The following is a 21,403-nucleotide window of genomic DNA, read 5'->3' as shown; positions in this document are numbered from 1 at the left end:
GACCGCGCCCGGCGACACCATCAAGGGGACCGGTGCGCGCGGCCGGGGCCGTCACGCCCGGCTGACGGCCTAGCGCCCGTCGGGCGCGCCGGCCGGCTCGCGAGCGGGTTGCGCCGCGGCGAACGGGCTCCGCAGGCGGGTCATGGATTCGGCGCTGACGTCCGCGATCGGACTGCGCTCGTCGTCGGTGGCTCCGACCCCCTCCACACGGAAGGGGTTCAGGGCGAACGTGTTGTCGGGCACGAAGTGCTCCAAGGGAATCTGCACGGCAGCGCTCGACTCAGTCATCGCGGCTGGGAAACCGTGGGAGAAGCAGGGGGTGGCGATCAGTCATCGGTACCCCGCGTCGTCAGCCTAGCGCGCATCGGCCGGGCGGGCGCGCCACGGCCGGAATCGGCGACCGACTCAGAGCTGGACGACGTGCCCCACCCGGGGCGGTGTGCGGCCCGCGAGGACGTCGAGCCACGCGTCCCGCAGCGCCTCCGGACCGGCGCCGACCCGCACGTCGAGCCATCCGCTCACCACCCGGGAGAACCGCTGCCAGGCGTCGGCGAACCGCCCGTCGAGCCCGTCGCGACCCCAGTCCTGGCTCCGCTTGCGGATGCGCACCGGCGCGAAGAAGACCTCCCCGGCGGCACCCGCGTTCGGCGTCTGCTGGGTGAGTCCGACGGCGATGTCCCGGACCAGCAGGTCGCCGAGGTGCGCGCGCAGGGCGGCGCGGGTGGCGGGTGAACCGGACAGGTCGAGATAGACGGTCGGTACGGCGTCGAGCACGCCGATCTCGTCGTAGGAGAGGACCTCGTCGTAGCACCCCAGCGACCTGGTGAAGGCGAGGTTGCCCCGCGAGGTGAGCCCGATCAGGCGCGGGCCGCGGCCGTGCAGTTCGAACGCGGTGGCGTACGCCGTCTTGCTCGACGCGGACGACAGCACCAGCGACCGCGCGCCGTAGGCGTCCTCGTCGATCACCTGGTCGGCGAGCATGAACGAGGTGAAGAACAGCGGCCGGAACAGGATCAGCAGGTCCTCCTGCTCCGCCCGGTAGGCGGGGTCGCCGGTGGTCGACCGGTAGGAGTTGTACGGCGAGGGCAGGCCGGCCCGGTGCGCGCTCGCGTCGCGGAACCCGGACGCGTCCACCCGGTCCGGGCGTACCACCAGGTGGCCGGCGGGCGGCAGGTAGCCGTAGACCCGGTGTCCCGGCTCGACGCCGGACACTGTGGACGCGACCACCTCGGCGAAGCCCCACAGCGGCGGGAGGCCCCACCGGTCGTCGAGTCCTCGGGGCTGCGGCGGGAAGAACTCCCAGTAGCGCATCGCCTCACCGAGCACCGCATACGTCACGTTGTTGGCGGTCAGGCCGACGCGGTCCACGCGCAGCAGCGCCTCCCCGCCGGCGAGGTCGGGCACAGCGCCGTCGACGAGTGTGGTGCGAGCGAGGTCGTCACGGGCCACAGCGAACGTCCACGAGTCAGCCATGGCCTGACGCTAGGCAGCCGGAAAACCGGAGACAAGTGCACTGGGAGTGCAAAATCCCACTCGACCGCATCGTTGCGCGCGGCCGGTTCAGAGGTAACGAACACCCGTCAGCTCCGCCGCCGCAGCCCAGAGGCGCTGACCGACGGCCGGGTCGGCGGCCTGCCGGTTCAGCCGCGCCTCGGCCACCGGGCCCCAGGTCTCGAAGAGCCGGGACGGGCCGAAGAACTGGCCGCCGCGTACCTCCGGGTCGGTCGCCGCCCGCAACTGCGGCAGGGCGCCCTGCTCGACCGGCTGGGTGGCGAGCAGGCCCAGCCGCCCGATCATTCGTCCCAGCCGGCCCCGGTGTTCCCAGGCCCGCGGCGTGAGGTTGCTGCGGGTGAGACCGGGATGCGCCAGCGCGCTGACGATCGGCAATCCGGCCGCGCGCACGCGACGGTCCAGCTCGACGCCGAAAACGGTGGTGGCGAGCTTCGAGCGGCCGTACGCGGCGGAAGCCCGGTAGTCGCGCTCGGACATCAGGTCGCCGAAGTCGAGCCGCGCGTTGCGGTGGGTGAGCGAGCTGAGGCTCACCACCCGCGCCGCCCGTGCCCCGGCGAGGGCGTCCAGCAGCAGGCCGGTCAGCGCATACGGGCCCAGCATGTTGGTGGCGAACTGGAGCTCGAAGCCGTCGGCGGAGGTACGGCGCGGGCCGAGCAGCACCACACCGGCGTTGTTCACCAGCAGGTCGATCGTCGGGTGGTCGGCGGTCAGCTTCGCGGCGAACGCGCGTACCGATTCGAGGCGGGCCAGGTCCAGCTCGCGTACCTCGGTGTCGCCGCCGATGCGGCCGGCGGCCTGCCGGCCGGCGGCGGTGTTCCGCACGGCCAGCACGACGTGGGCGCCGCGGCGGGCCAGTTCGGTGGCGGTGACCAGGCCGAGACCCGAGTTCGCTCCGGTCACGACGGCGACCCGGCCGCGCTGGTCGGGGATGCGGTCGGCGGTCCATCCGGTCATCTGCTGCTCCTCGGGTACGGCGGTTCGTGTCGAGCGATGACGCTAGGAGCGATCGGGCCCGGCTCGGTCGTTCGCGGTTGCCTAGGTCCGCGGGACCTACCCTGGGCGGGCGGCGTCGCGGCAGACTGGCGGCATGAGCAGCCCGCATCCGTACGCACGCGAGCTGGGCGCCTTCCTGCGCGCCCGGCGCGGCCGGCTGCGCCCGCGCGACGTCGGCCTGGAGCCGGGCGGCCGGCGCAAGGTGACCGGCCTGCGGCGGGAGGAACTGGCCCTGCTGGCCGGGCTGAGCACCGACTACTACCAGCGGATGGAGCAGGGCCGGGAGGTACGCCCCTCGGACGACGTCCTGGACGCGCTCGCAGGCGCCCTCGGCTTGGACGACACCGAACGCCGGCACCTGTTCACGCTGGCCCGGGCCGCCCGGCGGCCGGTGCCCGCCCGCGTCGACCGGGAGCCGGAGCGGGTGCCGGACGGCACCCGGCGGCTGCTGCGGGTGATGGACACGCCGGCTGTCGTCCTCGGCCGGCATCTGGACCTGCTCGACTGGAACCCGATGGCGCAGGCGCTGCTCGGCGACCCGGCGAACCACCCGCCCGGCCGGCTCAACATGCTCCTGCTGCTGTTCGACGACGCGCTGACCGGGGGACGGAGCTGCCCGGACTGGGAGCGGCAGGCGCTCGACTACATCGGCATGCTCCGCGCCGCCGTCGCCGACGACCCGACCCATCCCCGCGCCACCGCGATCGTCGGCGAGCTGAGCATCCGCAGCGCGGAGTTCCGGCGGCTGTGGGCACGGCACGACGTCCGCGCCTCGGTGAGCGGCACGAAGACGTTCCGGGTCCCAGGACTGGGCGACATCGTCCTGGACTGGGACACCTATCCGCTGCCGGGCAGTCCCGGCCCGGTCATGCTCGTCTTCACCGCCGAGCCGGGCAGCCCGGACGCGGATCGGCTGCGGCTCCTGGCGTCGTGGCGCGCGACCCGCCCGGCGGCCGCCGACGGCCGACCTTGATCAGCGGAACGCCGGTCACCGTCCCCGGTTGAGGCCGACGATCGCGCCGTTGAGCGCGGTGGCGAAGAGGGTCCACGCGACGTACGGGGCGAGCGCCGCCCCGGCGGGACGGTCGGTGCGCGCCGCGCGGCGCAGCAGCACCAGGTTGGACGCGTTGAGCGCGGCGATCTCGGCCAGCGCGGCGCCGGGCCTGCGGGCGCCGAAGAACAGGGCGGTCCAGCCGGCGTTGAGCGCCAGGTTGAGCGCGTAGCCGCGGGCGAACGCGGCGCGCTCGGGCCCCTCGGAGCGGTCCAGCGCCCGCGCACCGGCGACCGCGATCAGCCCGTACAGCGGGGTCCAGACGAGGGGGAACGCGGCCGACGGCGGCTGCCAGGCGGGCTTTCGCAGACGGCGGTACCAGCGCGACGAGGTGCCGGTGGAGGTGGCGGCGGCGCCCGCGGCGGCGGTCGCGGTGACTGCTGCCGCGGTCTTGACCAGGGTCGGTACTCGCATACCGCTCAGCTACCCGGCCAGCCGCGAATCAACCCGACGCACAGATCCTTCACCGGAGCATGCGGAACTCGTAGACAACTTTCATGCCCTTCGATAGCCTCGCCATTCAGTGATGCTTGTCGATAGGAGGCCCCATGCGACGGCTCGTGCTCTCCTTCACGCTGGCGGCGATCGGCGCCTGGGCCGTGGTGCCGGCCCCGGCCTCGGCCGCGCCCCGCCCGGCACCCGCGCCCGTCACCGACGCGGTGACCGCGAAACTCCTCGGCCAGGCCGACGCCGCGACCCGGACCGCCGGGCCGCAGCGGACCCGGGTCACCGTCACCCGGGCGAGCGGCGGATGGGCCTTCGGCACCGCGGTGCTGCTGGCGGACCGGTCCCGGGACGCGCACCCCACCGGGTCGGTCTTCCTCGCGCGGGCCGAGGGCAAGGGCTGGACCGTCGCCTTCGACGGCGAGGCGTCGTTCGGTGACCTGGCCGCCACGTCACCGCTGGTGAACACGGACGAGAAGGCGGTGTTCACCACGCCCGTCGCACCGATGTACGCGGGGAGCGACTTCCGGACCGGCATGGCGCTGCCCTTCGCGGTCGGGCAGACGTGGACGCTCACCGGCGGGCCGCACGGCTGGGGCGGCGGCGCGCCGTGGAGTTCCGTCGACCTCGCCGGCGGCGACCAGGTGGTCCGGGCCGCGCGGGCCGGAACCGCGTACACGATGTGCACCGGGTGGATCCGGGTCATCCACGACCGGGGCTACTCGACCGACTACTACCACCTGTGGAGCAGCATCTCGGTGAACGGCGCCGCCGTCGGGCAGGGCGCGTACCTCGGCTACACCGGCACCGACGTCACCTGCGGCGGCTCCGCCACCGGCCGGCACGTGCACTTCGGGCTGCGGCAGAACTCGGTCTACGTCCCGATCGCCGGGCACGGCATCGGCAAGTGGGACTTCGTCAACGGCGCCGGCGAGTACCAGGGTGGCGCCCGGCACGGATCCGCCTTCGCGGGCGTGGGCGGCGCCGTCTACAACTACGGCGCGCTCGGCTTCAACCAGGGAGTCGTCGACGCGAACGGCGGCGGCACGCTGACCCGGCGCTCCGGTCCCGGAACGGGGTACGGCGTCCTCGGATCGCTCGCGGACGGCGCCACGGTCACCGTCTCCTGCTCCGCCAACGGCACCTCGCACACCGGCCGGTACGGCACCACCGCGTTGTGGGACCGGCTCAGCGACGGCAGCTGGGTGTCCGACGCCTACCTGTCCACCGGTGTCAACGGGCCGATCAACGGCTGGTGCTGACCCCGGACTCCCGTCGTCCGGCGCGCGCCGGTGCCGAGCACGGCGCCGGCGCGCGCGGCGTATGACACAGACGGGATGCCCACATCCATTGCAGTTCATCGATGAACGTCCATAAGCTCCTGCCACCTCGAGTGCGGCCTGGCCGGGCGGCACACAGTCGATGTCGGGAGGGACCATGGTCCGTTGGCGTAGATTCCTCGGCCGGATGGCGGCCGTGTTGGCAGTGGTCACCGCGGGAGCGGTCGCCGTGACCGCGCCGGCCACGGCGGCCCCGGCCGGGGACATGACGCCGTACGTCGTCGGCGGCACCCGGGCCGCGCAGGGCGAGTTCCCGTTCATGGTCCGGCTCTCGATGGGCTGCGGCGGTGCGCTCTACAGCCCGCGACTGGTCCTCACCGCCGCGCACTGCGTCGGCCGCACCGGCGCCAACACCAGCATCACCGCCACCCTGGGCGTGGTGGACCTCCAGTCCTCCAGCCGGATCCAGGTCCGCTCCAACTACGTCTACCGCGCCCCCGGTTACAACGGCAACGGCGACGACTGGGCGCTGATCCGGCTCGCCTCCCCGGTCACCTCGCTCGCCACGCTCAAGATCGCGACCAGCACGGCGTACGACAACGGCACCTTCACGGTGGCCGGCTGGGGCGCCGCGCGGGAGGGCGGCGCACAGCAGCGCTACCTGCTCAAGGCCAGCGTGCCGTTCGTCGACGACACCACCTGCAACCGCTACTACGGCGGTGACGTCATTCCGGGCGAGGAGATCTGCGCCGGGTACGCCAGCGGCGGTGTCGACACCTGCCAGGGTGACTCGGGTGGCCCGATGTTCCGCCGGGACGCCGCCAACGCCTGGATTCAGGTGGGCATCGTGAGCTGGGGCAACGGCTGCGCCCGCCCCAACTACCCCGGCGTCTACACCCAGGTCAGCACGTTCGCCTCGGCGATCCAGTCCGCCGCCGCGAGTCTGGGCGGCTGACAGCGCGGGGCGCGGTGGCCCGGTCGCGGCGCAGCGGCCGGGTCACCGCCACGTCCGTACGGCCGGTCCGCGGCACCGTCGCCTGTGCACGTGGATGAGGGTGACTGCTACCTTCCGGACGCATGGACGACTCCCCTCGCTGGTACCGCCCCGCCCCCGACGCGCTGCTCCTAGCCGGCAGCGCCGCCGCGCTGTTCGGCTACCTGATCCCGTGGTTCCGCGCCAGCCGCCTCCATCAGTGGTCGTACTCGGGCTGGGCCTACCTGGAGGCCGAGGGCGGTTGGACCTGGCTGGTCGTGGTGTCCCTGGTGGTCGCCCTCCTCGCCGGTCTCTGGGCCGGGCGGAGCGTGGCGTGCGCCAAGCTCGCGGTCGGCGCAGCGGTGGCCGGGATGTTCCTCGCCGGTGCGGTGGTCGCGGTGAGCCTGGGCGCGCTGCCGGAGCGCGACAGCATCAACTGGGTCGGTGAGCTGCCCTTCGGGATGGGAATGCCGCTCATGGCCGTCGGATTCGGGGCCGTCGTCGCCGGGGCGCTGGGCGTCGTACGCCGCCCGGTGCAGGAGTGACGCGACGTCACGCCGCCGGCAGGTCCACCACCCGGGTGGCCCAGCGGGCCATCAGCGCCGGGTCGTGGGTGATGACCAGGACCCCGGCTCCCTGCCCGCGCTGGTAGTCGGTGACGACGGCGGCGACGTGCGCCTGGGTGGAGGCGTCGAGCATCGCGGTGGCCTCGTCGCAGAGCAGGTAGTCCGGCCGATGCACCAGGGCGCGGGCCAGGCAGGCGCGTTGCAGTTGCCCGTCGCTCACCGCGTGCGGCCGGCGGGTCAGCAGGTCGGCGGTGAGGCCGACCAGGTCGGCCAGTTCCGCCGTACGGGCGGCCGCCTGCTCGCGTGATGTGCCGGTGGCGCGTAGCGGCTCGGCGATGATGTCGGCGAGGCTGAGCCGCGGGTCGGTGGCGGCGCGCGGGCTCTGGAACAGGATCGCGACGCGGGTGCGCAGGTGCGCCGGCAGGCGGTGGCGGACGCCGCCGAGCGGTTGACCGTCGATCGTGACGTGACCGCCGTCCGGGGCGTGCAGCAGGGCGAGGACGCGGGCCAGAGTGGACTTGCCGCTGCCCGAGGGGCCGCGCAGTCCGACCGTCTCGCCCGGGGCGACGTGCAGGTCGACCCGGTCGAGGACGCGCTGCCCGCCGTACGCGACGCAGACCTGGTGCGCGGCGAGCCCGGCGGCCGGCGCGGCGCCCGGGGCGGCGGCGTCGGTGGCGCCGGGAACCGTGAGCGTCATGCCGGTACCTCCTCGCGCAGCGGGTGGTGGCAGGCGACCCGGCCCTCGCCGTCGGCGGCGAGGCGGGGCAGGGCGTCGCAGGTGTCGGTGGCGCGGGCGCAGCGCGGGGCGAAGGCGCAGCCGCCGGGCAGGTCGGTGAGCGCAGGCGGGTGGCCGGGTACCGGAACGAAGGCGCGGTCGGGCAGCGCGTCGAGCAGACCGGCGGTGTACGGGTGGGCCGGGTCGTCGAACAGCGCCCCGGCCGGGCGGTGTTCGACGATGCGGCTGGCGTACATCACGGCGACGGTGTCCGCGACGCGGCGCGCGGCGGTCAGGTCGTGCGTGATGAGCAGGACGGCGGCGCCGGTGTCGCAGCGGCGGCGCAGCAGGTCCAGCGTGTGGTCGACGAGCGGCCGGTCGAGGCCGGTGGTGGGTTCGTCGGCGAGCAGCATCGGCGGGTCGGGCGCGAGGGCGAGCGCGGTGGCGAGCCGCTGGGCCATGCCGCCGGACAGCTCGTGCGGGTACCGGTTCAGGTCGGCCGGGTCGAGACCCACGTCGGCGGCGATCCGGGCGGCGGCGGCCGGCGCGTCGCGGCGGCTGTGTCCGTGGGCGCGCAGCGTCTCCTCCAGCAGCTTCCGCCCGGTACGCACCGGGGTGAGCGCGGTGGCGGGGCTCTGCGGGACGAGGCCCAGGCCCCGGCCGCGTACGTGCCGGGCGAGGTGCCGCTCCCCCGCGCCGATCAGGTCGGCCTCCTCGCGTCCCGGCGCGTGCAGGCGGGCCTGCCCGGTGACGGTGGCGTTGCGCGGCAGCAGGCCGAGCAGGGCGTGCGCGAGGACGGACTTGCCGCACCCGGACTCACCGACCACTGCGAGCAGCTCGCCGGGCCGCAGCGTGAGGCTCAGGTCGGTGACGGCGTGCACGACCGCGTCGCGCAGCCGGAAACGGACGGTCAGCCCGTCGACGGTCAGCAGCGCCGGGGCGGTCACAGGTGCAGCTCCGCTCGTACGCGCGGGTCGAGGCGGTCACGCCAGCGGCCGGTGAGCACGGCGAGCGCCAGCGTGGCCGCCACCAGCAGGAGGCCGGGGACGATGCTGGCCCACCAGGCGCCGGTGAGCAGTGACCGCTGCCCGTCGTTGATCATGTTGCCGATCGAGGCCAGGTGCGGCGGCAGGCCGAGGCCGAGGAACGACAGCGCGGTCTCGTGCCAGACGGCGTGCGGCACCATGAGCGTGGTCGCCAGCGCCAGGCGCGGCAGCACGTGCGGCAGCAGGTGCCGGGTGAGCACCCGGACACGCCCCGCGCCGCCGGAGATCGCGGCGTCCACGAACGGCCGGTTGCGCAGGCTGAGCAGCTCGGAGCGGACGATCCGGGCGGTGGACAGCCAGTGCGTCAACGCGATGGACGCGATCACCGCGCCGAGGCTGGGACGCAGCATCGCCACGATGAAGATGCCCAGCAGCAGGTGCGGCAGCGCGGCGACGGTGTCCACGACGCGCATGAGCGCCCGGTCGACCCAGCCGCCGACGCTGCCGGCGACGGCGCCGACCAGGCCGCCGATGACCGCCGCGACGAGCGCGGCGACCGCGCCGACGAGCAGCGAGACGCGCAGGCCGTAGAGGCTGCGCAGAGCCACGTCGCGGCCGAGGTCGTCGGTGCCGGCCAGGTTCTCCGGCGAGGGCGCGAGCCGGGTACGGGAGAGGTCGACGGCGCTCTGGTCGAGCGGCCACAGGACCGGGGCGAGAAGCGCGGCGGCGACGACACCGGCGAGCACGACGACGGCGACAGTCGTGCCGACGCCGCCGGGGAGGCGCAGGCGCCGGACGCGCGCAGGGAGGGCGAGGTCAGTCATCGAGGCGTACCCGGGGGTCGGCGGCGGCGTAGGCGAGGTCGGTGACCAGGTTCGCGGTCAGCACCACGACGGTGGTGGCCAGCGTCGTGGCCGCGAGCAGCGGGAAGTCGGCGCCCAGCGCGGCCTCGACGGTGACCGCGCCGAGGCCGGGCAGGGAGAACACGGTCTCCACCAGGACCGCGCCGCCGACGAGTTCGGGCAGGTGCGTGCCGACCAGGGTGAGGAACGGCAGCAGCGCGGTCCGCAGCGCGTGTCCGAACAGGACGACCCGGCCGGGGAGCCCTCGGGCGCGGGCGGCCAGGACGTGGTCGTCGCGCAGGCTCTCGGCGACCGCGTCGCGGACGAACAGCACGAACCACGGCGCCTGGGAGATCGCCAGCACCGTCACCGGGAGCACCAGGTGCCGGGCCACGTCGGCCGGGTCGGTGCCGGTGGCGGTGATGTCGGTGAGCCCGCCGGCGGGCAGCCACCCGAGGCTGAGGGCGAACACGGCGATCGCCGCGAGGCCGATCCAGAACACCGGCATCGACTGCACGGCGTACGCGACGGCGCGCAGCACCCTGTCGAACCAGCCACCGCGCCGGTACGCGGCCAGCGTGCCCAGCAGCACGCTCGCCACCAGCACCAGGGCCAGCGCGGTGCCGACGAGCAGCAACGTCCAGCCGGCCCGGGACGCGAGCACCGAGGTGACCGGCTCGTGCCGGCTCGTCGACCAGCCCAGGTCGCCGCGCAGCAGGTTGCCGATCCAGCGGGCGTACTGCACCGGCAGCGGGTCGTCGACGCCCCAGTTGGCGCGGATCTGCGCCAGGTTCTCCTCACTCGTGGTGAACGCCGCCGCGCCCGCGTACTGCTGTGCCGGGTCGATCGGGGAGGCGGCGCCGAGGGCGAACATGCCCATGCTGGTGGCGGCCAGCACCGGTACCGCCACCAGCAGCCGCCGCCGGACCACGACGCCCGCCCCGGCCAGTCGCCGCCGGCCGGTCACGGGCGCCGTCACGGCTTCTTCGTCCAGGTGTGCACGTTCCACCAGATGCTGTTGGCGACGTCGTGCTCGTGCGGCTCGACCCGCGGCGTCACCCCGGTCACGGCGTCCTTCAGCACGTAGGTGTGCCGGAGATAGGTGAGGAACACCCACGGCACGTCGGCGGCGAGCTGCTTCTGGAACGTGGCGTACGCGGCCTTACGGGCGGCCGGGTCGGCGTTGTCCCGGCCCTCCTGCAACGCGGCGTCGGTGACAGCCGAGCGGTACGAACCGGGGTTGAAGAAGCCCTGCCCGGCGAAGGCCGAGCTGAACAGCTTGTACGAGACGAAGTCCGGGTCGTACGGCGTGCCGTAGCCCATCATCAGCGCGTCGTCACCCATCCGCGGGGTGATCGCGTCCCAGGTCAGGCCCTCCGGCGTGACAGTGATGCCGACCTTCTTCGCATCGGCGGTGACGGCCAGGGCCAGTTCCTTGCGCAGGCTGTCGGTGGCCGGGTACATGAGCGCGAACGCGGCCGGCCGCCCGTCCTTCACCCGGATGCCGTCCGGGCCGGGCTTCCACCCGGCGGCGTCCAGCGCGGCGGTCGCCGCGGCGGTGTCGGCGGCGGGCCTGCCGGCGATCGACGGCTCGGCGTATTCCGACGTGGGCGGCACCGGGCCGAACGCGGGTTCGCCCGCGCCGCCGAGCACGCCTGTCACCATGGCCTGCCGGTCCACCGCGACGTTCAGCGCCTTCCGGATCGCGAGGTCGCCGGTGACCGGGTTGCCCATCGGCAGCATGACGCCCCGGTAGTCGGCGGTCGGCACCTTCTGCACCCGGTAGCCGTCCCGGCCCTCGAACCCGGACGCGAGCTTCGGTGCCAGCTCCGCCGCGTCGAACTCGCCGGCCCGCATCCGCTGGGCCCGGACGTTGTCGTCGGCGACGAACGCCACCACCACGCCGGAGTTCGCCGGCTCGCCACCCCAGTACGTCTCGTTGGCCGCGAGCACGAGCCGGTCACCGGGTGTCCAGGAGGTGAACCGGTACGGGCCGGTGCCGACCGGCTTACGGTTGAACGCGGCCTTGTTGACGTCCTGCCCGGCGAACGCCTTCGCCGGGACGATCCCCAGCGCCAGCCGTTGCAGGAACGGCGCGTACGCGTACTTCAGGGTGAACACGACCGTCGCCGGGTCGGGCGCGGTGACGGAGGCGAGCATGTCCAGATCGGACCGCAGCGTGGAGTCGACTCCCGGGTCGAGCACCGCCTGGTAGGTGAACACCACGTCCTGGGCGGTCAGCGGGCTGCCGTCGTGGAACAGCACACCCTCGCGCAGCTTCGCGGTGACTGTCTTCCCGTCCGCCGAGACAGCAGGCAGTTCACGGGCCAGTGCGGGCACCAGCTCGTTGCGGGCGTCCCGGGCGACCAGCCCGTCGAAGATCAGCGATGCGCCGTCGACGCCGTAGTTGAGCACCGGGTTGAGCGTGTCCGGCTCGCCCGCGGTGGCGACCACGAGCGTGTCCGCGCCCTTCGGGCCGCCTGTCGACGCCGTGGGCGACGAGCAACCGGCGGCGGCGAGCAGGGCGGCGGCGAGCACCGCGGCCACGCGTACGGGCTTGGGTCTGATCGCCACGGCAACCCCTCGAACACTCGTCTGCGGGTGGCAGCGGGCGGGCGCTCCGGCGAGGATCGATCATCGCGTGCCGGAGCGCCCACTACCGCCACTATTCGGTAGTTGCCAACTATATGCAATAACCTCTGGTCGATGACGGCGACCCGCCCCCCGGTGTCGCTCGCCAGGCGGACGTCCGGCGCGCTGAATATGCTCGGGGAGTGAAGGACAGTGAGCAGGCGGTGCTGGCCGGGATGTTGCAGTCGGCCGAGGACGCCGCCCCGGTGCAGGCGGTCGAGGCCGTCACCGGCGTCATCGCCACGGCGCTGAACGCGCGCGGCGTCTCGCTGCTGATCGCCGACCTCAGCGGCCGTGCGCTGGTCCGGCTGACGCACCAGCCGGTCGGCGGCGGTACCGGCCGGCGTCACGGCGAGGAGGACGCCGAGGTGCTCCCGTTCGACGGCGGGCCCTACGAACGCGCACTCCGCCAGCAGGCGCCCGAGGTCATCCGCCGCGACGGCACGTGGACCGTGCTGGCGCCGGTCACCGACCGCGGTGAGGCGATCGGCCTGCTGGAGATCGAGCTGCCCGACGAGCCGGACGGCGACGTGGTGAACTGGGTCGCCCGTACCGCGCACGCGCTGGCGTTCGTGGTCATCGCCAACCGCAGGCACACCGACCTGTTCGAGTGGGGACAGCGCACCACCCCGTTCAGCCTCTCCGCCGAGATCCAGCGCCGCCTGCTGCCCGCCTCGTTCACCTGCGAGGCCGGCGCCTTCGCCCTCTCCGGCTGGCTGGAACCCGCCGCGAGCGTCGGCGGCGACACCTTCGACTACAGCCTGGCCCGGGACCTGCTGCACCTCAGCGTCACCGACGCGATGGGCCACGGCGTGGCGAGCGCGCTCACCGCCACCCTCGGCGTGGGCAGCCTGCGCAACAGCCGCCGCCGTGGCGCCGGCCTGGTCGCCCAGGCCGAGGAGGCCAACCGGGCCGTCGCGGAGAACGCGAACGTACGCGGCGCGTACGTCACCGCCGTGCTGGGCCGCATCGACCTGACCACGGGACGCTGCGAACTGGTGAACGCCGGGCACGTCCCACCGATGCTGGTCCGGGACGGCCGGGTCGTACCGGTGGACCTGCCGGGCAACTTCCCGTTCGGGATGTTCCCCGGCGAGAGCTACCGCAGCGGGGAGCTGCCACTGCTACCCGGCGACCGGCTGGTGGTGGTCACCGACGGCATGCGCGACCGCAACGCCGCCGACCTCGACCTGCCCGCCGCCCTGCTCCGCCTCTCCCACCTGCATCCCCGTGAGGCGGTCCGGGCGCTGTCCGACGCGGTGCTGGAGATCGCCGGGCCGGCTCTGACCGACGACGCCACGCTGCTCGTCGTCGACTGGTACGGCGACCACGGGCCGCGGCGCAGCACCGCCGGTGCCGACACCGCCCGCGTCAGCCCGGACGAGGAGCGCTCAGCGCACCGCCGCCGGTGAACCGTCCTCGGCGTCACGCACCGTGCCGAAGAGCGGGATGACGCGGTCCACCGAGGTGATCGAGAAGACGTTGCGGATCGACTGGCGGACGACGGCCAGACCGAGCCAGCCGTCGCGCTCCCGCAGGTTCTTGTAGACGAGCACGAGCGCGCCAAGGCCGCTGGAGTCCACGAATCCGACCTGGGTCAGGTCGACGACCACCGTCCGGGCGCCGGTCTCCACCACCTCGAGCAACCGGTCACGCAACGTCGGTGCGCTGGCCATGTCCAGGTCGCCGGCGACCTCGATCACCGGGCCGACACGCCCCTGTCTGGTCGTCACCGAGAACTCCACCACTCCCCCTCCACCGCACACCCGTCGCTACCCGACACCGTGCCAGAAATCCGCCCTGATCGCCTCCCGTAGGTGCGCGGCGGTTCAGCGGCCTACCCGCGAAGTGGTGGAGGACACCTCAGTGCGCGCTACCGCGTATCCGCTCTACGGCAGCCCCGCCGCGGGCGCGCCTGAACTACCCTCGCCGCCGTGGACACTGTGGAGATCGATGCGCCCGTCGTCGGCGTGACCGTCTACCCGGACCGCGCCCGGGTCACCCGCCGCGGCGGCGTCCGGCTGGCCGCGGGCGACCACCGGGTACGCGTCGCCCCGCTCCCGCTGGGCCTGCGCCGGGACTCGATCCGGGTGGGTGGCCGGGGCGCGGTGACCGTACTCGGGGTGGACGTGACCGCGTGGCGGCAACCCCGCAGCACCGACGCCCAGGTGGTCGAGCTGGAACGGCGGCGGTGGGAACTGGCGGACGAGCTGGCCGAGGTCGGTGACACCGACGCGGTCGAGGAACAGCGCGGCGAGTTCCTCACCCGGCTCGCCGAGCGGGCCGGTGGCACGTACGCCCGGGCGCTGGCCGCGGGCGACGCGGCCCCGGCCGACGTCGCGGCCTTCACCGACTCGGTGTCCGGTCAGCTCACCGAGTCGCGGGCCCGGCGGCGCGGGCTGGCCCGGCGGCGCACCGAGCTGGCCGAGGAGCTGGCCGCCGTCGACCGGGAACTGGACGCGGCGCGCGGCAAGCGGGAGCCGGACCGGCTGGCCGCCGAGGTGTCCGTCTCGGTGGACGCCGACGACACCGAGGTGGAGCTGGAGCTGACATATCTGGTGGACGGCGCCCGCTGGACGCCCTCCTACGACCTGCGGCTGGTCGAGGACACCATGACTGTCACCTGGTTCGGGCTGGTCAGCCAGGGCACCGGGGAGGACTGGCCGGAGTGCGAACTCCAGCTCTCCACGGCCCGTCCGGCGGCGGCGAGCGGCGTACCCGAATTGTCGCCCTGGTATCTCGACCGGCTCCGGCCGGAGCCGCCGATGGCCGTGTCGGCCGCGTCGTTCGGCGGCGTGGTGCCGCCCCCGGCGCCCGGCGCGGCACCGGCGGGCCGTCCCCGCGCGGCACGGGCCGCGGCGCCGGCGGTGCGGGAGAGCGTCGCCGAGGTGGAGCAGGGCGTGACGGCGGCTACCTACCGTCCCGCGCGGCCGGTGGCGGTGCCCGCGGACGGCAGCGCGCACCGGGTGACGATCGCGGTGCTGGAGCTGCCGGCCCGGCTGGACCACGTGAGCGTGCCGGTGCGTGCCGCCGAGGCGCACCTGCGGGCCACGGTCCGCAACTCGTCGGACCACACGCTGCTGCCCGGCCCGGCGTCGGTCTTCCACGGCGCCGATTTCGTGGCGGCGACGCGGCTGAAGACGTGGGCGCCGGGCGAGGAGACCGAGCTGGCGCTCGGGATCGACGACCGGCTGCGGGTGGAGCGGAAGCTGTCCCGGCGCACCGAGAGCAAGGCCACGCTCGGGTCGACGCGGCGGCGGGAGGTGGAGTACCGGATCACTGTGGCGAACCACACGCCCCGGCCGGCCACTGTGGAGGTCCAGGACCAGCTGCCGGTGTCCCGGGACGAGGCGGTGGTGGTACGCGAGACCGCGCTGACGCCGCCGCCGGCCGAGCGTACGGAGCTGGGTGAGCTGACCTGGCGGCTGTCACTGGCACCTGGTGAGAGCGGCGAGATCGCCCTCGGCTTCCGGGTGGAGCTGGCCAAGGGCGTCGAGCTGACCGGCTGGCGGGAGTAGCCGGCGCACACGTTAAGAAGGGCCCCTTCTTATGCGCGATGCGTTAAGAAGGGGCCCTTCCTTCGGTCCTCAGATGCGGCGGCGGCCGTAGAGGCCGGCGAAGACGGCGACGCCGATGGCGGCGAAGCCGACCTGGAGCAACAGCTCGATCCAGTCGATGCCGGGGGTGTCGTCGACGCCGAACGCGCCGGCCACCAGCGTGCCGACGAACGCGGCGACCACACCGATGAGCAGGGTCAGCCAGATCGGGATGTTCTGCTTGCCCGGCACCACCAGGCGCCCGAGCGCACCGATGACGAGACCGATGATGAGCGCGGTGAAGAAGCCCGTGATCTCCACGAGAGGCGTCCCTTCCCTCAGATGTGTTGGCGTCTGGCTGGTTGCCCCGATCAACCAGCCGGCCAAACCCGGGAGCCGCGTTCGTCACGGAACTGTCATGACCGTCCCTGATCAGTGGTCCGAGGGCTGGCGGCGGCGCGGCGCGCCGGGCGGCTCCTCCCGGTCGATGCGCAGTTCCCGCTCCAACTCGGCGATCACCATCCGCAGGTCGTCCAGTCGCTGGCTGATCGCGATCCGGTCCACCTCGTCCGGTATCCCGTCCCCGTCGGAGTCGTAGTCGGAGGCCAGCCCCTCGGTCATCTCCAGCCGGCGCGCCTCCTCCATCGAGTTGACGATGACGGCGATGAGGATGTTCAGCAGGAGGTTGACCGCGATCATCACGAAGCTGACGTAGTAGAGCAGCGTCCACGGCGACACCTCCAGACCCTGTTCCAGCAGGTCCGGCAGCGTCTCCAGGGACAGCAGCACGAACAGCGTGACGAGCGAGCGGCCGATGTCGCCGTACTGCTCGGGGTAGCGGTCGCCGAAGATCAGCCAGCCCGCCATGCCGTACACGTAGAGCGTGACGGCGGCGAGCGCGAGGAAACCCGCGACGCCTGGGAGGCTGCGCCACAGCGCCGCGACGATGGTCCGCAGGCCGGGTGAGAAGCGCACGAGGCGCAGCACCCGGGCGACCCGGATGAACCGCAGCACAGCCGAGTCGCCGTGCAGGCCCGGGACGAATATGGCTGCTGTCACCAGCAGGTCGAAGACGTTCCAGCCGTGCCGGAAGAAGTCCTGCGGGCGGCGGCCGTACGCGAGCACCCGGATGGTGATCTCCACGACGAAGACCGCCCGGAACATCCACTCCGTCCACCGCAGCACCGGCCCGGCGGCCCCGAGGTTCGGGTACGTCTCGATGCCCAGCACCACGCCGTTGGCCATGATGAGCACCACGATGGCCACCTCGAACGGCCGGGACGCGACGATCCGGGCACAGTGGCCGGCCAGCCCGCGCTTTCCGTCACTGGTCCGGCGCCCGCCGCGCGGTGCCGGAACCGTGTCCCCGATCAGCGTTCCCCTCCGGCACACGAGAGCCGGACGACGCACGGACGACAGGGGGTAGCCACCCGGACACTTTAGTGGATCACCGACGGCGAACTGCTCCGGCGCCCGGCCGGCTCACAGCCAGCCGCGGCGTTTGAACAGCAGGTAGAGCGCGCCGCAGACGGCGAGCATCAGGGTGACCGCGAACAGGTAGCCGTACCGCCAGTCCAGCTCCGGCATGTGGGTGAAGTTCATCCCGTAGACGGTGCCGATCAGGGTGGGTGCGAACAGGATCGCCGCCCACGCGGAGACCCGTTTGATCTCCTCGTTCTGCTCGAAGCTGGCAGCGGTCAGGCTGCGCATCTCCTCGTTCTGCGCCTGCGACACCAGTGTGGCGTTGACTGTGAGGATGTTCTGGAGCAGGTGCCGGAACCCGTCCACCCGCTCCACCACCTGGGTCAGGTGGTCGGCCACGTCGCGCAGCCGGCGGCGCAGTTCCTCGTCCGTGCCGTACCTGTCGAAGCCGTGCGTGAGCGCGTCGACCACCTTCAGCAGCGGCCGGGCGGCCCGCTGGAACTGGATCACCTCGCGGCTCAGCTCGTAGATGCGGCGGCTGGCGTTCGGGTCGCCGCCGAACACCTCGGTCTCGATCTCGTCGATGTCGTTCTCCAGCCCGGCCACCACCGGCGCGTAGCCGTCCACCACCCGGTCGAGCACGGCGTAGAGCACCGCCTCCGGGCCGAGCGCGAGCACCTCGGGTTCGGCCTCCAGCCGCCGCCGTACCCCGGCCAGGTCCGGCGTGCCGCCGTGCCGCACGGTGATCACGAAACCGGGGCCGAGGAACAGGTGCAGCTCGGCGAACTCGACCGCCTCCCGGGCGTCCAGGTAGCGGGCGGCGCGCAGCACCACGAACAAGGTGTCGCCGTAGCGTTCCAGCTTGGGGCGCTGGTGGGCGTTGATCGCGTCCTCGACGGCCAGGTCGGGGAGCTGGAACTCGGCGGCGAGCGAGGCGACCTCCTCCCGGCCCGGCCGGCGCAGCCCGATCCAGGCCATCGCGTCGTCGAGGTGTTGCAGGCAGCGGAACGTGTCGGCGAGGGTGACAGGCGACGCCCGGCGTACGCCGCCGACGTAGACGCCGCTGTCGACCAGCCCGTCGGGTCGCTCCGGCTCGGCCGCACCCGCGTCGATGGCGTGCTCGTCCAGGCGGCGGCCGAACCCCTCCGAGGACCGGTTGTCCGCCATGCCCCTCCCCCGCTGCTCGGCCGGGTCGCCGAGTCCCCCGCCCGCGCTCGCGCAAACGTCAGGGGCGGTAGCGGTAGCCCATGCCCGGTTCGGTGATCAGGTGGCGGGGCCGGGCCGGGTCGTCCTCCAGCTTGCGCCGCAACTGGGCCATGTACTGCCGCAGGTAGTTCGTCTCGTGGTGGTACTCCGGCCCCCACACGTCGTGCAGCAACTGGCGCTGGCTGACCAGCTTGCCCGGGTTGCGCAGCAGCTTCTCCAGCATGGCCCACTGGGTGGGGGTGAGCTTGACCTCGACGCCGTCGTCCCGGGTGACCGTCCGGTCGGCCAGGTCGACGGTGTTGTGGCCGATCCGCAGCGCGGGCACGGCGGGCGTGGCCGGGGCGAGCCGCCGGGTCACCGCGCGGATGCGGGCCAGCAGCTCGTCCACCCCGAACGGCTTGGTCACGTAGTCGTCGGCGCCCGCGTCGAGCGCGGCCACCTTGTCCTCGCTGCCGGCCCGTCCGGACAGCACGATGATCGGCACGGCGGTCCAGCCGCGCAGACCCCGGATGACGTCGGTGCCGTCCAGGTCGGGCAGGCCGAGGTCGAGCACCACCAGGTCCGGCGGGTGCCCGGCGGCGGCCTTGAGCGCGGCGGCGCCGCTGCCTGCGACCTCGACGTCGTAGCCCCGGGCGCGCAGGTTGATCCGCAGCGCGCGCAGGATCTGCGGCTCGTCGTCGACGACCAGGATCCGGGTCATTCCTGCGGCCCCTCCGGCTGGGTGGCGGCCGGCAGCCGCAGCACCATGGTGAGACCGCCACCGGGCGTGGTCTCCGGGGTGATGCTGCCACCCATCGCCTCGGCCAGTCCCCGGGACAGCGCCAGCCCCAGGCCCACCCCGGTCTGGTTGTCCCGGTCGCCGAGGCGCTGGAACGGCAGGAAGACGTGCTCCCACTGGTCCTCCGGGATGCCCGGGCCGGTGTCGATCACCCGCAGCTCGACCTGCCCGGCGTGCGCGCTGCCGGTGATCGCCGGCGGCCGGCCGGGCGGGCTGTGCCGCAGCGCGTTCGCCACGATGTTGACCAGCACCCGCTCCAGCAGGCCCGGGTCGGCCAGCGCCGCCGGCAGGTCGGCCGGGATGTCGGTGGTCACCTCGGCCGCCGCCGGGCCCAGCTCGTCAAGCGCGAGGGGTACGGCGTCCTCCAGCCCGATCGCTGTGGCGCTCACGCCCAGCGCGCCGGCCTGCAACCGGCTCATGTCGAGCAGGTTCGCCACCAGCCGGCCCAGCCGGTCCAGCGACTCGTCGGCGGTGGCGAGCAGTTCCTCCCGGTCGTCCGCGTCGAACTCGACGTCGTGGCTGCGCAGGCTGCTCACCGCCGCCTTGGCCGACGCCAGCGGCGTACGCAGATCGTGGCTGACCGCCGCGAGCAGCGCGGTCCGCATCCGGTCGGCGGCGGCGAGCGGACGGGCGGTGGCGGCCTCCTCGGCCAGCCGTTCCTGGCGCAGCGCGACGGCGGCCTGCGCGGCGAACGCCTCGACCACCCGCCGGTCGGCCGCCTCCAGCCGCCGGCCGGCGAGCACCACGCTGAGCCGGTCGTCGACCGGCACCACCGTCTCGCCCGCGCCCGGGCTACCGGGCGGCCGCTCGCCGACGCTCGCCACCACCCGCCAGGCGTCCGCCCCCCGGGCGCGCGCCGGGCGTCCGCCGGCCTCGTCGGTCAGCTCCAGCACGCTCACCGCGCGCAGCCCGAACGTCTCCCGCAGCCGGTCCAGCAGCGCGGGCAGCGGCCGCTCGCCGCGCAGCACGCTGCCCGCCACGGTGGCCAGGGTCTGCGCGTCGGCGGAGGCCCGGGCCGCCTCCCGGGTACGCCGGGCCGCCACGTCGACCACCCAGCTCACCGCGATGGCGACGCCGACGAACACGCCCAGGGCGAGCAGGTTGTCCGCCTCGGCGATGGTGAGCGTCCGGTACGGCGGCGTGAAGAACCAGTTGAGCAGCAGCGAACCGCCGAGCGCGGCGACCAGCGCGGGCCACAGCCCGCCGACGAGCGCCACGCCCACCACACCGGCGAGGAACAGCAGGATGTCGTTCGTCAGGGTGAGATCGGGCAGCGTCCGCAGCACGAGCGTGAGCAGCGGCATGCCGAGCACCGCGAGCGCGTACCCGATCAGCCGTCGCCGCCGGGACAGCGCGGCGGGCACCGACGTACCCCGGCGCCCGCGCCCCGCCTCGGGGTGGGTGACCAGGTGCACGTCGATCGGGCCGGACAGCGCGGTGGTGGTCACCCCGACGCCCCGGGAGAACACCTGCGCGAACCGGCCCCGGCGGCTCGCGCCGAGCACGAGCTGGGTGGCGTTGACGCCCCGGGCGAAGTCCAGCAGCGCCGCCGGGATGTCGGTGCCGAGCACCTGGTGGTACGTACCGCCGAGGCTCTCCACCAGCACCCGCTGCCGGGCGAGCTGGGCCGGGTCGGCGCCGGCGAGCCCGTCGCTGCGGGCCACGTGCACGGCGAGCAGGTCGGCGCCCTTGCTGCGGGCGGCGATCCGGGCCGCCCGGCGGATCAGCGTCTCGCCCTCGGGGCCGCCGGTCAGCGCGACCACCACCCGTTCCCGCGCCTCCCAGGTGTCGGAGATGCCCTGCTGGGCCCGGTACGCGTCGAGCTGCTCGTCGACCTTGTCGGCCAGCCAGAGCAGCGCCAGTTCGCGCAGCGCGGTGAGGTTGCCGACCCGGAAGTAGTTGCCGAGCGCGGCGTCGATCTTGTCGGGCCGGTAGATGTTGCCGTGCGCCATCCGGCGGCGCAGCGCCTCCGGCGTCATGTCCACCAGCTCGACCTGCTCGGCGGCCCGGACCACCTGGTCCGGCACCGTCTCCCGCTGGGTGGTGCCGGTGATCTGCGCGACCACGTCGTTCAGTGACTCCAGGTGCTGCACGTTGACAGTGGAGAGCACGCTGATCCCGGCGTCGAGCAGCTCCTGCACGTCCTGCCAGCGCTTCTCGTGGCGGGAGCCGGGCACGTTCGTGTGAGCCAGCTCGTCCACCACGACGACCTCGGGCCGCCGGGCCAGCACCGCGTCCAGGTCCATCTCGGTGAACTCGACGCCCCGGTACGTCATCGACCGGCGCGGCACCACCTCCAGGTCGCCGACCATCTCGGCGGTGTGCCGGCGGCCGTGCGTCTCGACCAGGCCGATCACCACGTCGGTGCCGCGCTCGGCCCGGCGCTGGGCCTCCTCGAGCACGGCGTACGTCTTCCCGACGCCCGGAGCGGCACCGAGATAGATCCGCAGTTCACCCCTGCCCACGCC

The 21,403-nt window shown here is 73.7% G+C and carries 21 protein-coding genes; 6 read left to right on the top strand and 15 right to left on the bottom strand.

The genetic code is table 11. The annotated features are described in order from the left end of the window. Positions 1–69: 69 nt before the first annotated feature. The 3 genes from MICAU_RS03100 to MICAU_RS03090 all read right to left on the bottom strand — a co-directional run bounded on the left by MICAU_RS03100 (position 70) and on the right by MICAU_RS03090 (position 2,466). Complete coding sequence (locus MICAU_RS03100; protein WP_244879715.1) at positions 70–288, bottom strand: hypothetical protein; 219 nt, start codon at positions 286–288, stop codon at positions 70–72. A gap of 117 nt (positions 289–405) precedes the next feature. Then, positions 406–1,473, bottom strand: a complete 1,068-nt coding sequence (locus tag MICAU_RS03095; RefSeq protein WP_013283823.1) for a DUF2855 family protein — start codon at positions 1,471–1,473, stop codon at positions 406–408. Positions 1,474–1,560: 87 nt separating this feature from the next. Beyond that, entirely contained in the window at positions 1,561–2,466 is a 906-nt protein-coding gene (locus MICAU_RS03090) for an oxidoreductase (protein WP_013283822.1), read from the bottom strand. A gap of 133 nt (positions 2,467–2,599) precedes the next feature. Between MICAU_RS03090 and MICAU_RS03085 the strand changes: the two genes are divergently transcribed. Then, positions 2,600–3,478, top strand: a complete 879-nt coding sequence (locus MICAU_RS03085) for a helix-turn-helix transcriptional regulator (protein ID WP_013283821.1) — start codon at positions 2,600–2,602, stop codon at positions 3,476–3,478. Between the two features lie 15 nt (positions 3,479–3,493). Here MICAU_RS03085 and MICAU_RS03080 read toward each other — a convergent pair whose 3' ends face one another. Continuing rightward, positions 3,494–3,970: a TspO/MBR family protein gene (locus MICAU_RS03080; protein WP_013283820.1), complete on the bottom strand. Its 477-nt coding sequence runs from the start codon at positions 3,968–3,970 to the stop codon at positions 3,494–3,496. Positions 3,971–4,104: 134 nt separating this feature from the next. On the opposite strand from MICAU_RS03080, the gene MICAU_RS03075 reads away from it, so the two are divergent. From MICAU_RS03075 to MICAU_RS03065, 3 genes are all read left to right on the top strand, one after another. Continuing rightward, positions 4,105–5,262 (top strand): peptidoglycan DD-metalloendopeptidase family protein, encoded by a 1,158-nt coding sequence (locus MICAU_RS03075; protein ID WP_013283819.1) that lies wholly within the window; start codon positions 4,105–4,107, stop codon positions 5,260–5,262. 175 nt (positions 5,263–5,437) lie between these two features. Next, complete coding sequence (locus MICAU_RS03070) at positions 5,438–6,235, top strand: S1 family peptidase (protein WP_013283818.1); 798 nt, start codon at positions 5,438–5,440, stop codon at positions 6,233–6,235. Between the two features lie 122 nt (positions 6,236–6,357). Further along, positions 6,358–6,798: a hypothetical protein gene (locus tag MICAU_RS03065; RefSeq protein ID WP_013283817.1), complete on the top strand. Its 441-nt coding sequence runs from the start codon at positions 6,358–6,360 to the stop codon at positions 6,796–6,798. A 7-nt stretch (positions 6,799–6,805) separates the two neighbouring features. On the opposite strand, the gene MICAU_RS03060 is transcribed toward MICAU_RS03065, so the two are convergent. Genes MICAU_RS03060 through MICAU_RS03040 form a run of 5 tightly spaced genes read right to left on the bottom strand, consistent with a single transcriptional unit; the run spans position 6,806 to position 11,936 of the window. Beyond that, positions 6,806–7,516, bottom strand: coding sequence for an ABC transporter ATP-binding protein (locus MICAU_RS03060; protein ID WP_013283816.1), 711 nt, complete (start codon positions 7,514–7,516; stop codon positions 6,806–6,808). Next, positions 7,513–8,481 (bottom strand): ABC transporter ATP-binding protein, encoded by a 969-nt coding sequence (locus MICAU_RS03055; protein WP_013283815.1) that lies wholly within the window; start codon positions 8,479–8,481, stop codon positions 7,513–7,515. The genes MICAU_RS03060 and MICAU_RS03055 overlap by 4 nt, the downstream gene beginning before the upstream one ends. Next, positions 8,478–9,344, bottom strand: coding sequence for an ABC transporter permease (locus tag MICAU_RS03050; protein WP_013283814.1), 867 nt, complete (start codon positions 9,342–9,344; stop codon positions 8,478–8,480). The genes MICAU_RS03055 and MICAU_RS03050 overlap by 4 nt, the downstream gene beginning before the upstream one ends. After that, positions 9,337–10,341, bottom strand: coding sequence for an ABC transporter permease (locus tag MICAU_RS03045; RefSeq protein WP_013283813.1), 1,005 nt, complete (start codon positions 10,339–10,341; stop codon positions 9,337–9,339). The genes MICAU_RS03050 and MICAU_RS03045 overlap by 8 nt, the downstream gene beginning before the upstream one ends. Further along, positions 10,338–11,936 carry an ABC transporter substrate-binding protein gene (locus MICAU_RS03040; RefSeq protein ID WP_013283812.1) on the bottom strand — a complete coding sequence of 533 codons (1,599 nt, stop codon included), beginning with the start codon at positions 11,934–11,936 and terminating at the stop codon, positions 10,338–10,340. Before MICAU_RS03040 ends, MICAU_RS03045 begins: the two co-directional genes overlap by 4 nt. 200 nt (positions 11,937–12,136) lie before the next feature. Here MICAU_RS03040 and MICAU_RS03035 point away from each other — a divergent pair, with 200 nt between their 5' ends. Next, a complete protein-coding gene (locus MICAU_RS03035; protein ID WP_013283811.1) occupies positions 12,137–13,405 on the top strand; it encodes a PP2C family protein-serine/threonine phosphatase in 1,269 nt (422 codons plus the stop codon). Here MICAU_RS03035 and MICAU_RS03030 read toward each other — a convergent pair. Further along, positions 13,385–13,726 (bottom strand): STAS domain-containing protein, encoded by a 342-nt coding sequence (locus MICAU_RS03030; protein WP_230651205.1) that lies wholly within the window; start codon positions 13,724–13,726, stop codon positions 13,385–13,387. The two genes, MICAU_RS03035 and MICAU_RS03030, sit on opposite strands and share 21 nt — an antisense overlap. A 201-nt stretch (positions 13,727–13,927) precedes the next feature. Between MICAU_RS03030 and MICAU_RS03025 the strand changes: the two genes are divergently transcribed. After that, complete coding sequence (locus MICAU_RS03025; protein ID WP_013283809.1) at positions 13,928–15,511, top strand: DUF4139 domain-containing protein; 1,584 nt, start codon at positions 13,928–13,930, stop codon at positions 15,509–15,511. Between the two features lie 69 nt (positions 15,512–15,580). On the opposite strand, the gene MICAU_RS03020 is transcribed toward MICAU_RS03025, so the two are convergent. From MICAU_RS03020 to MICAU_RS03000, 5 genes are all read right to left on the bottom strand, one after another. Continuing rightward, positions 15,581–15,850, bottom strand: a complete 270-nt coding sequence (locus MICAU_RS03020) for a GlsB/YeaQ/YmgE family stress response membrane protein (RefSeq protein ID WP_013283808.1) — start codon at positions 15,848–15,850, stop codon at positions 15,581–15,583. 111 nt (positions 15,851–15,961) lie between these two features. Continuing rightward, complete coding sequence (locus tag MICAU_RS03015) at positions 15,962–16,921, bottom strand: ion transporter (RefSeq protein ID WP_013283807.1); 960 nt, start codon at positions 16,919–16,921, stop codon at positions 15,962–15,964. A gap of 90 nt (positions 16,922–17,011) precedes the next feature. Further along, a complete protein-coding gene (locus tag MICAU_RS03010; protein ID WP_013283806.1) occupies positions 17,012–18,118 on the bottom strand; it encodes a magnesium and cobalt transport protein CorA in 1,107 nt (368 codons plus the stop codon). Between the two features lie 58 nt (positions 18,119–18,176). After that, positions 18,177–18,857 carry a response regulator gene (locus MICAU_RS03005; protein WP_013283805.1) on the bottom strand — a complete coding sequence of 227 codons (681 nt, stop codon included), beginning with the start codon at positions 18,855–18,857 and terminating at the stop codon, positions 18,177–18,179. Next, the gene (locus tag MICAU_RS03000) at positions 18,854–21,400 is read right to left on the bottom strand and encodes a sensor histidine kinase (protein ID WP_013283804.1); all 2,547 of its coding nucleotides are present in this window, start codon (positions 21,398–21,400) and stop codon (positions 18,854–18,856) included. Before MICAU_RS03000 ends, MICAU_RS03005 begins: the two co-directional genes overlap by 4 nt. Between the last annotated feature and the right edge of the window lie 3 nt (positions 21,401–21,403).

Origin of the sequence: Micromonospora aurantiaca ATCC 27029 (assembly GCF_000145235.1) — a bacterium.
Taxonomy (GTDB): Bacteria; Actinomycetota; Actinomycetes; order Mycobacteriales; family Micromonosporaceae; genus Micromonospora; species Micromonospora aurantiaca.
This window is presented reverse-complemented; position numbering and strand designations above follow the sequence as displayed.

What these genes read in the sequence shown, in the direction of transcription:
- MICAU_RS03080 (WP_013283820.1), bottom strand. Translation starts at nt 3,970, where the DNA reads ATGCGAGTACCGACCCTGGTCAAGACCGCGGCAGCAGTCACCGCGACC.
- MICAU_RS03010 (WP_013283806.1), bottom strand. Translation starts at nt 18,118, where the DNA reads ATGGCGGACAACCGGTCCTCGGAGGGGTTCGGCCGCCGCCTGGACGAG.
- MICAU_RS03050 (WP_013283814.1), bottom strand. Translation starts at nt 9,344, where the DNA reads ATGACTGACCTCGCCCTCCCTGCGCGCGTCCGGCGCCTGCGCCTCCCC.
- MICAU_RS03095 (WP_013283823.1), bottom strand. Translation starts at nt 1,473, where the DNA reads ATGGCTGACTCGTGGACGTTCGCTGTGGCCCGTGACGACCTCGCTCGC.
- MICAU_RS03090 (WP_013283822.1), bottom strand. Translation starts at nt 2,466, where the DNA reads ATGACCGGATGGACCGCCGACCGCATCCCCGACCAGCGCGGCCGGGTC.
- MICAU_RS03085 (WP_013283821.1), top strand. Translation starts at nt 2,600, where the DNA reads ATGAGCAGCCCGCATCCGTACGCACGCGAGCTGGGCGCCTTCCTGCGC.
- MICAU_RS03100 (WP_244879715.1), bottom strand. Translation starts at nt 288, where the DNA reads ATGACTGAGTCGAGCGCTGCCGTGCAGATTCCCTTGGAGCACTTCGTG.
- MICAU_RS03065 (WP_013283817.1), top strand. Translation starts at nt 6,358, where the DNA reads ATGGACGACTCCCCTCGCTGGTACCGCCCCGCCCCCGACGCGCTGCTC.
- MICAU_RS03005 (WP_013283805.1), bottom strand. Translation starts at nt 18,857, where the DNA reads ATGACCCGGATCCTGGTCGTCGACGACGAGCCGCAGATCCTGCGCGCG.
- MICAU_RS03075 (WP_013283819.1), top strand. Translation starts at nt 4,105, where the DNA reads ATGCGACGGCTCGTGCTCTCCTTCACGCTGGCGGCGATCGGCGCCTGG.
- MICAU_RS03060 (WP_013283816.1), bottom strand. Translation starts at nt 7,516, where the DNA reads ATGACGCTCACGGTTCCCGGCGCCACCGACGCCGCCGCCCCGGGCGCC.
- MICAU_RS03070 (WP_013283818.1), top strand. Translation starts at nt 5,438, where the DNA reads ATGGTCCGTTGGCGTAGATTCCTCGGCCGGATGGCGGCCGTGTTGGCA.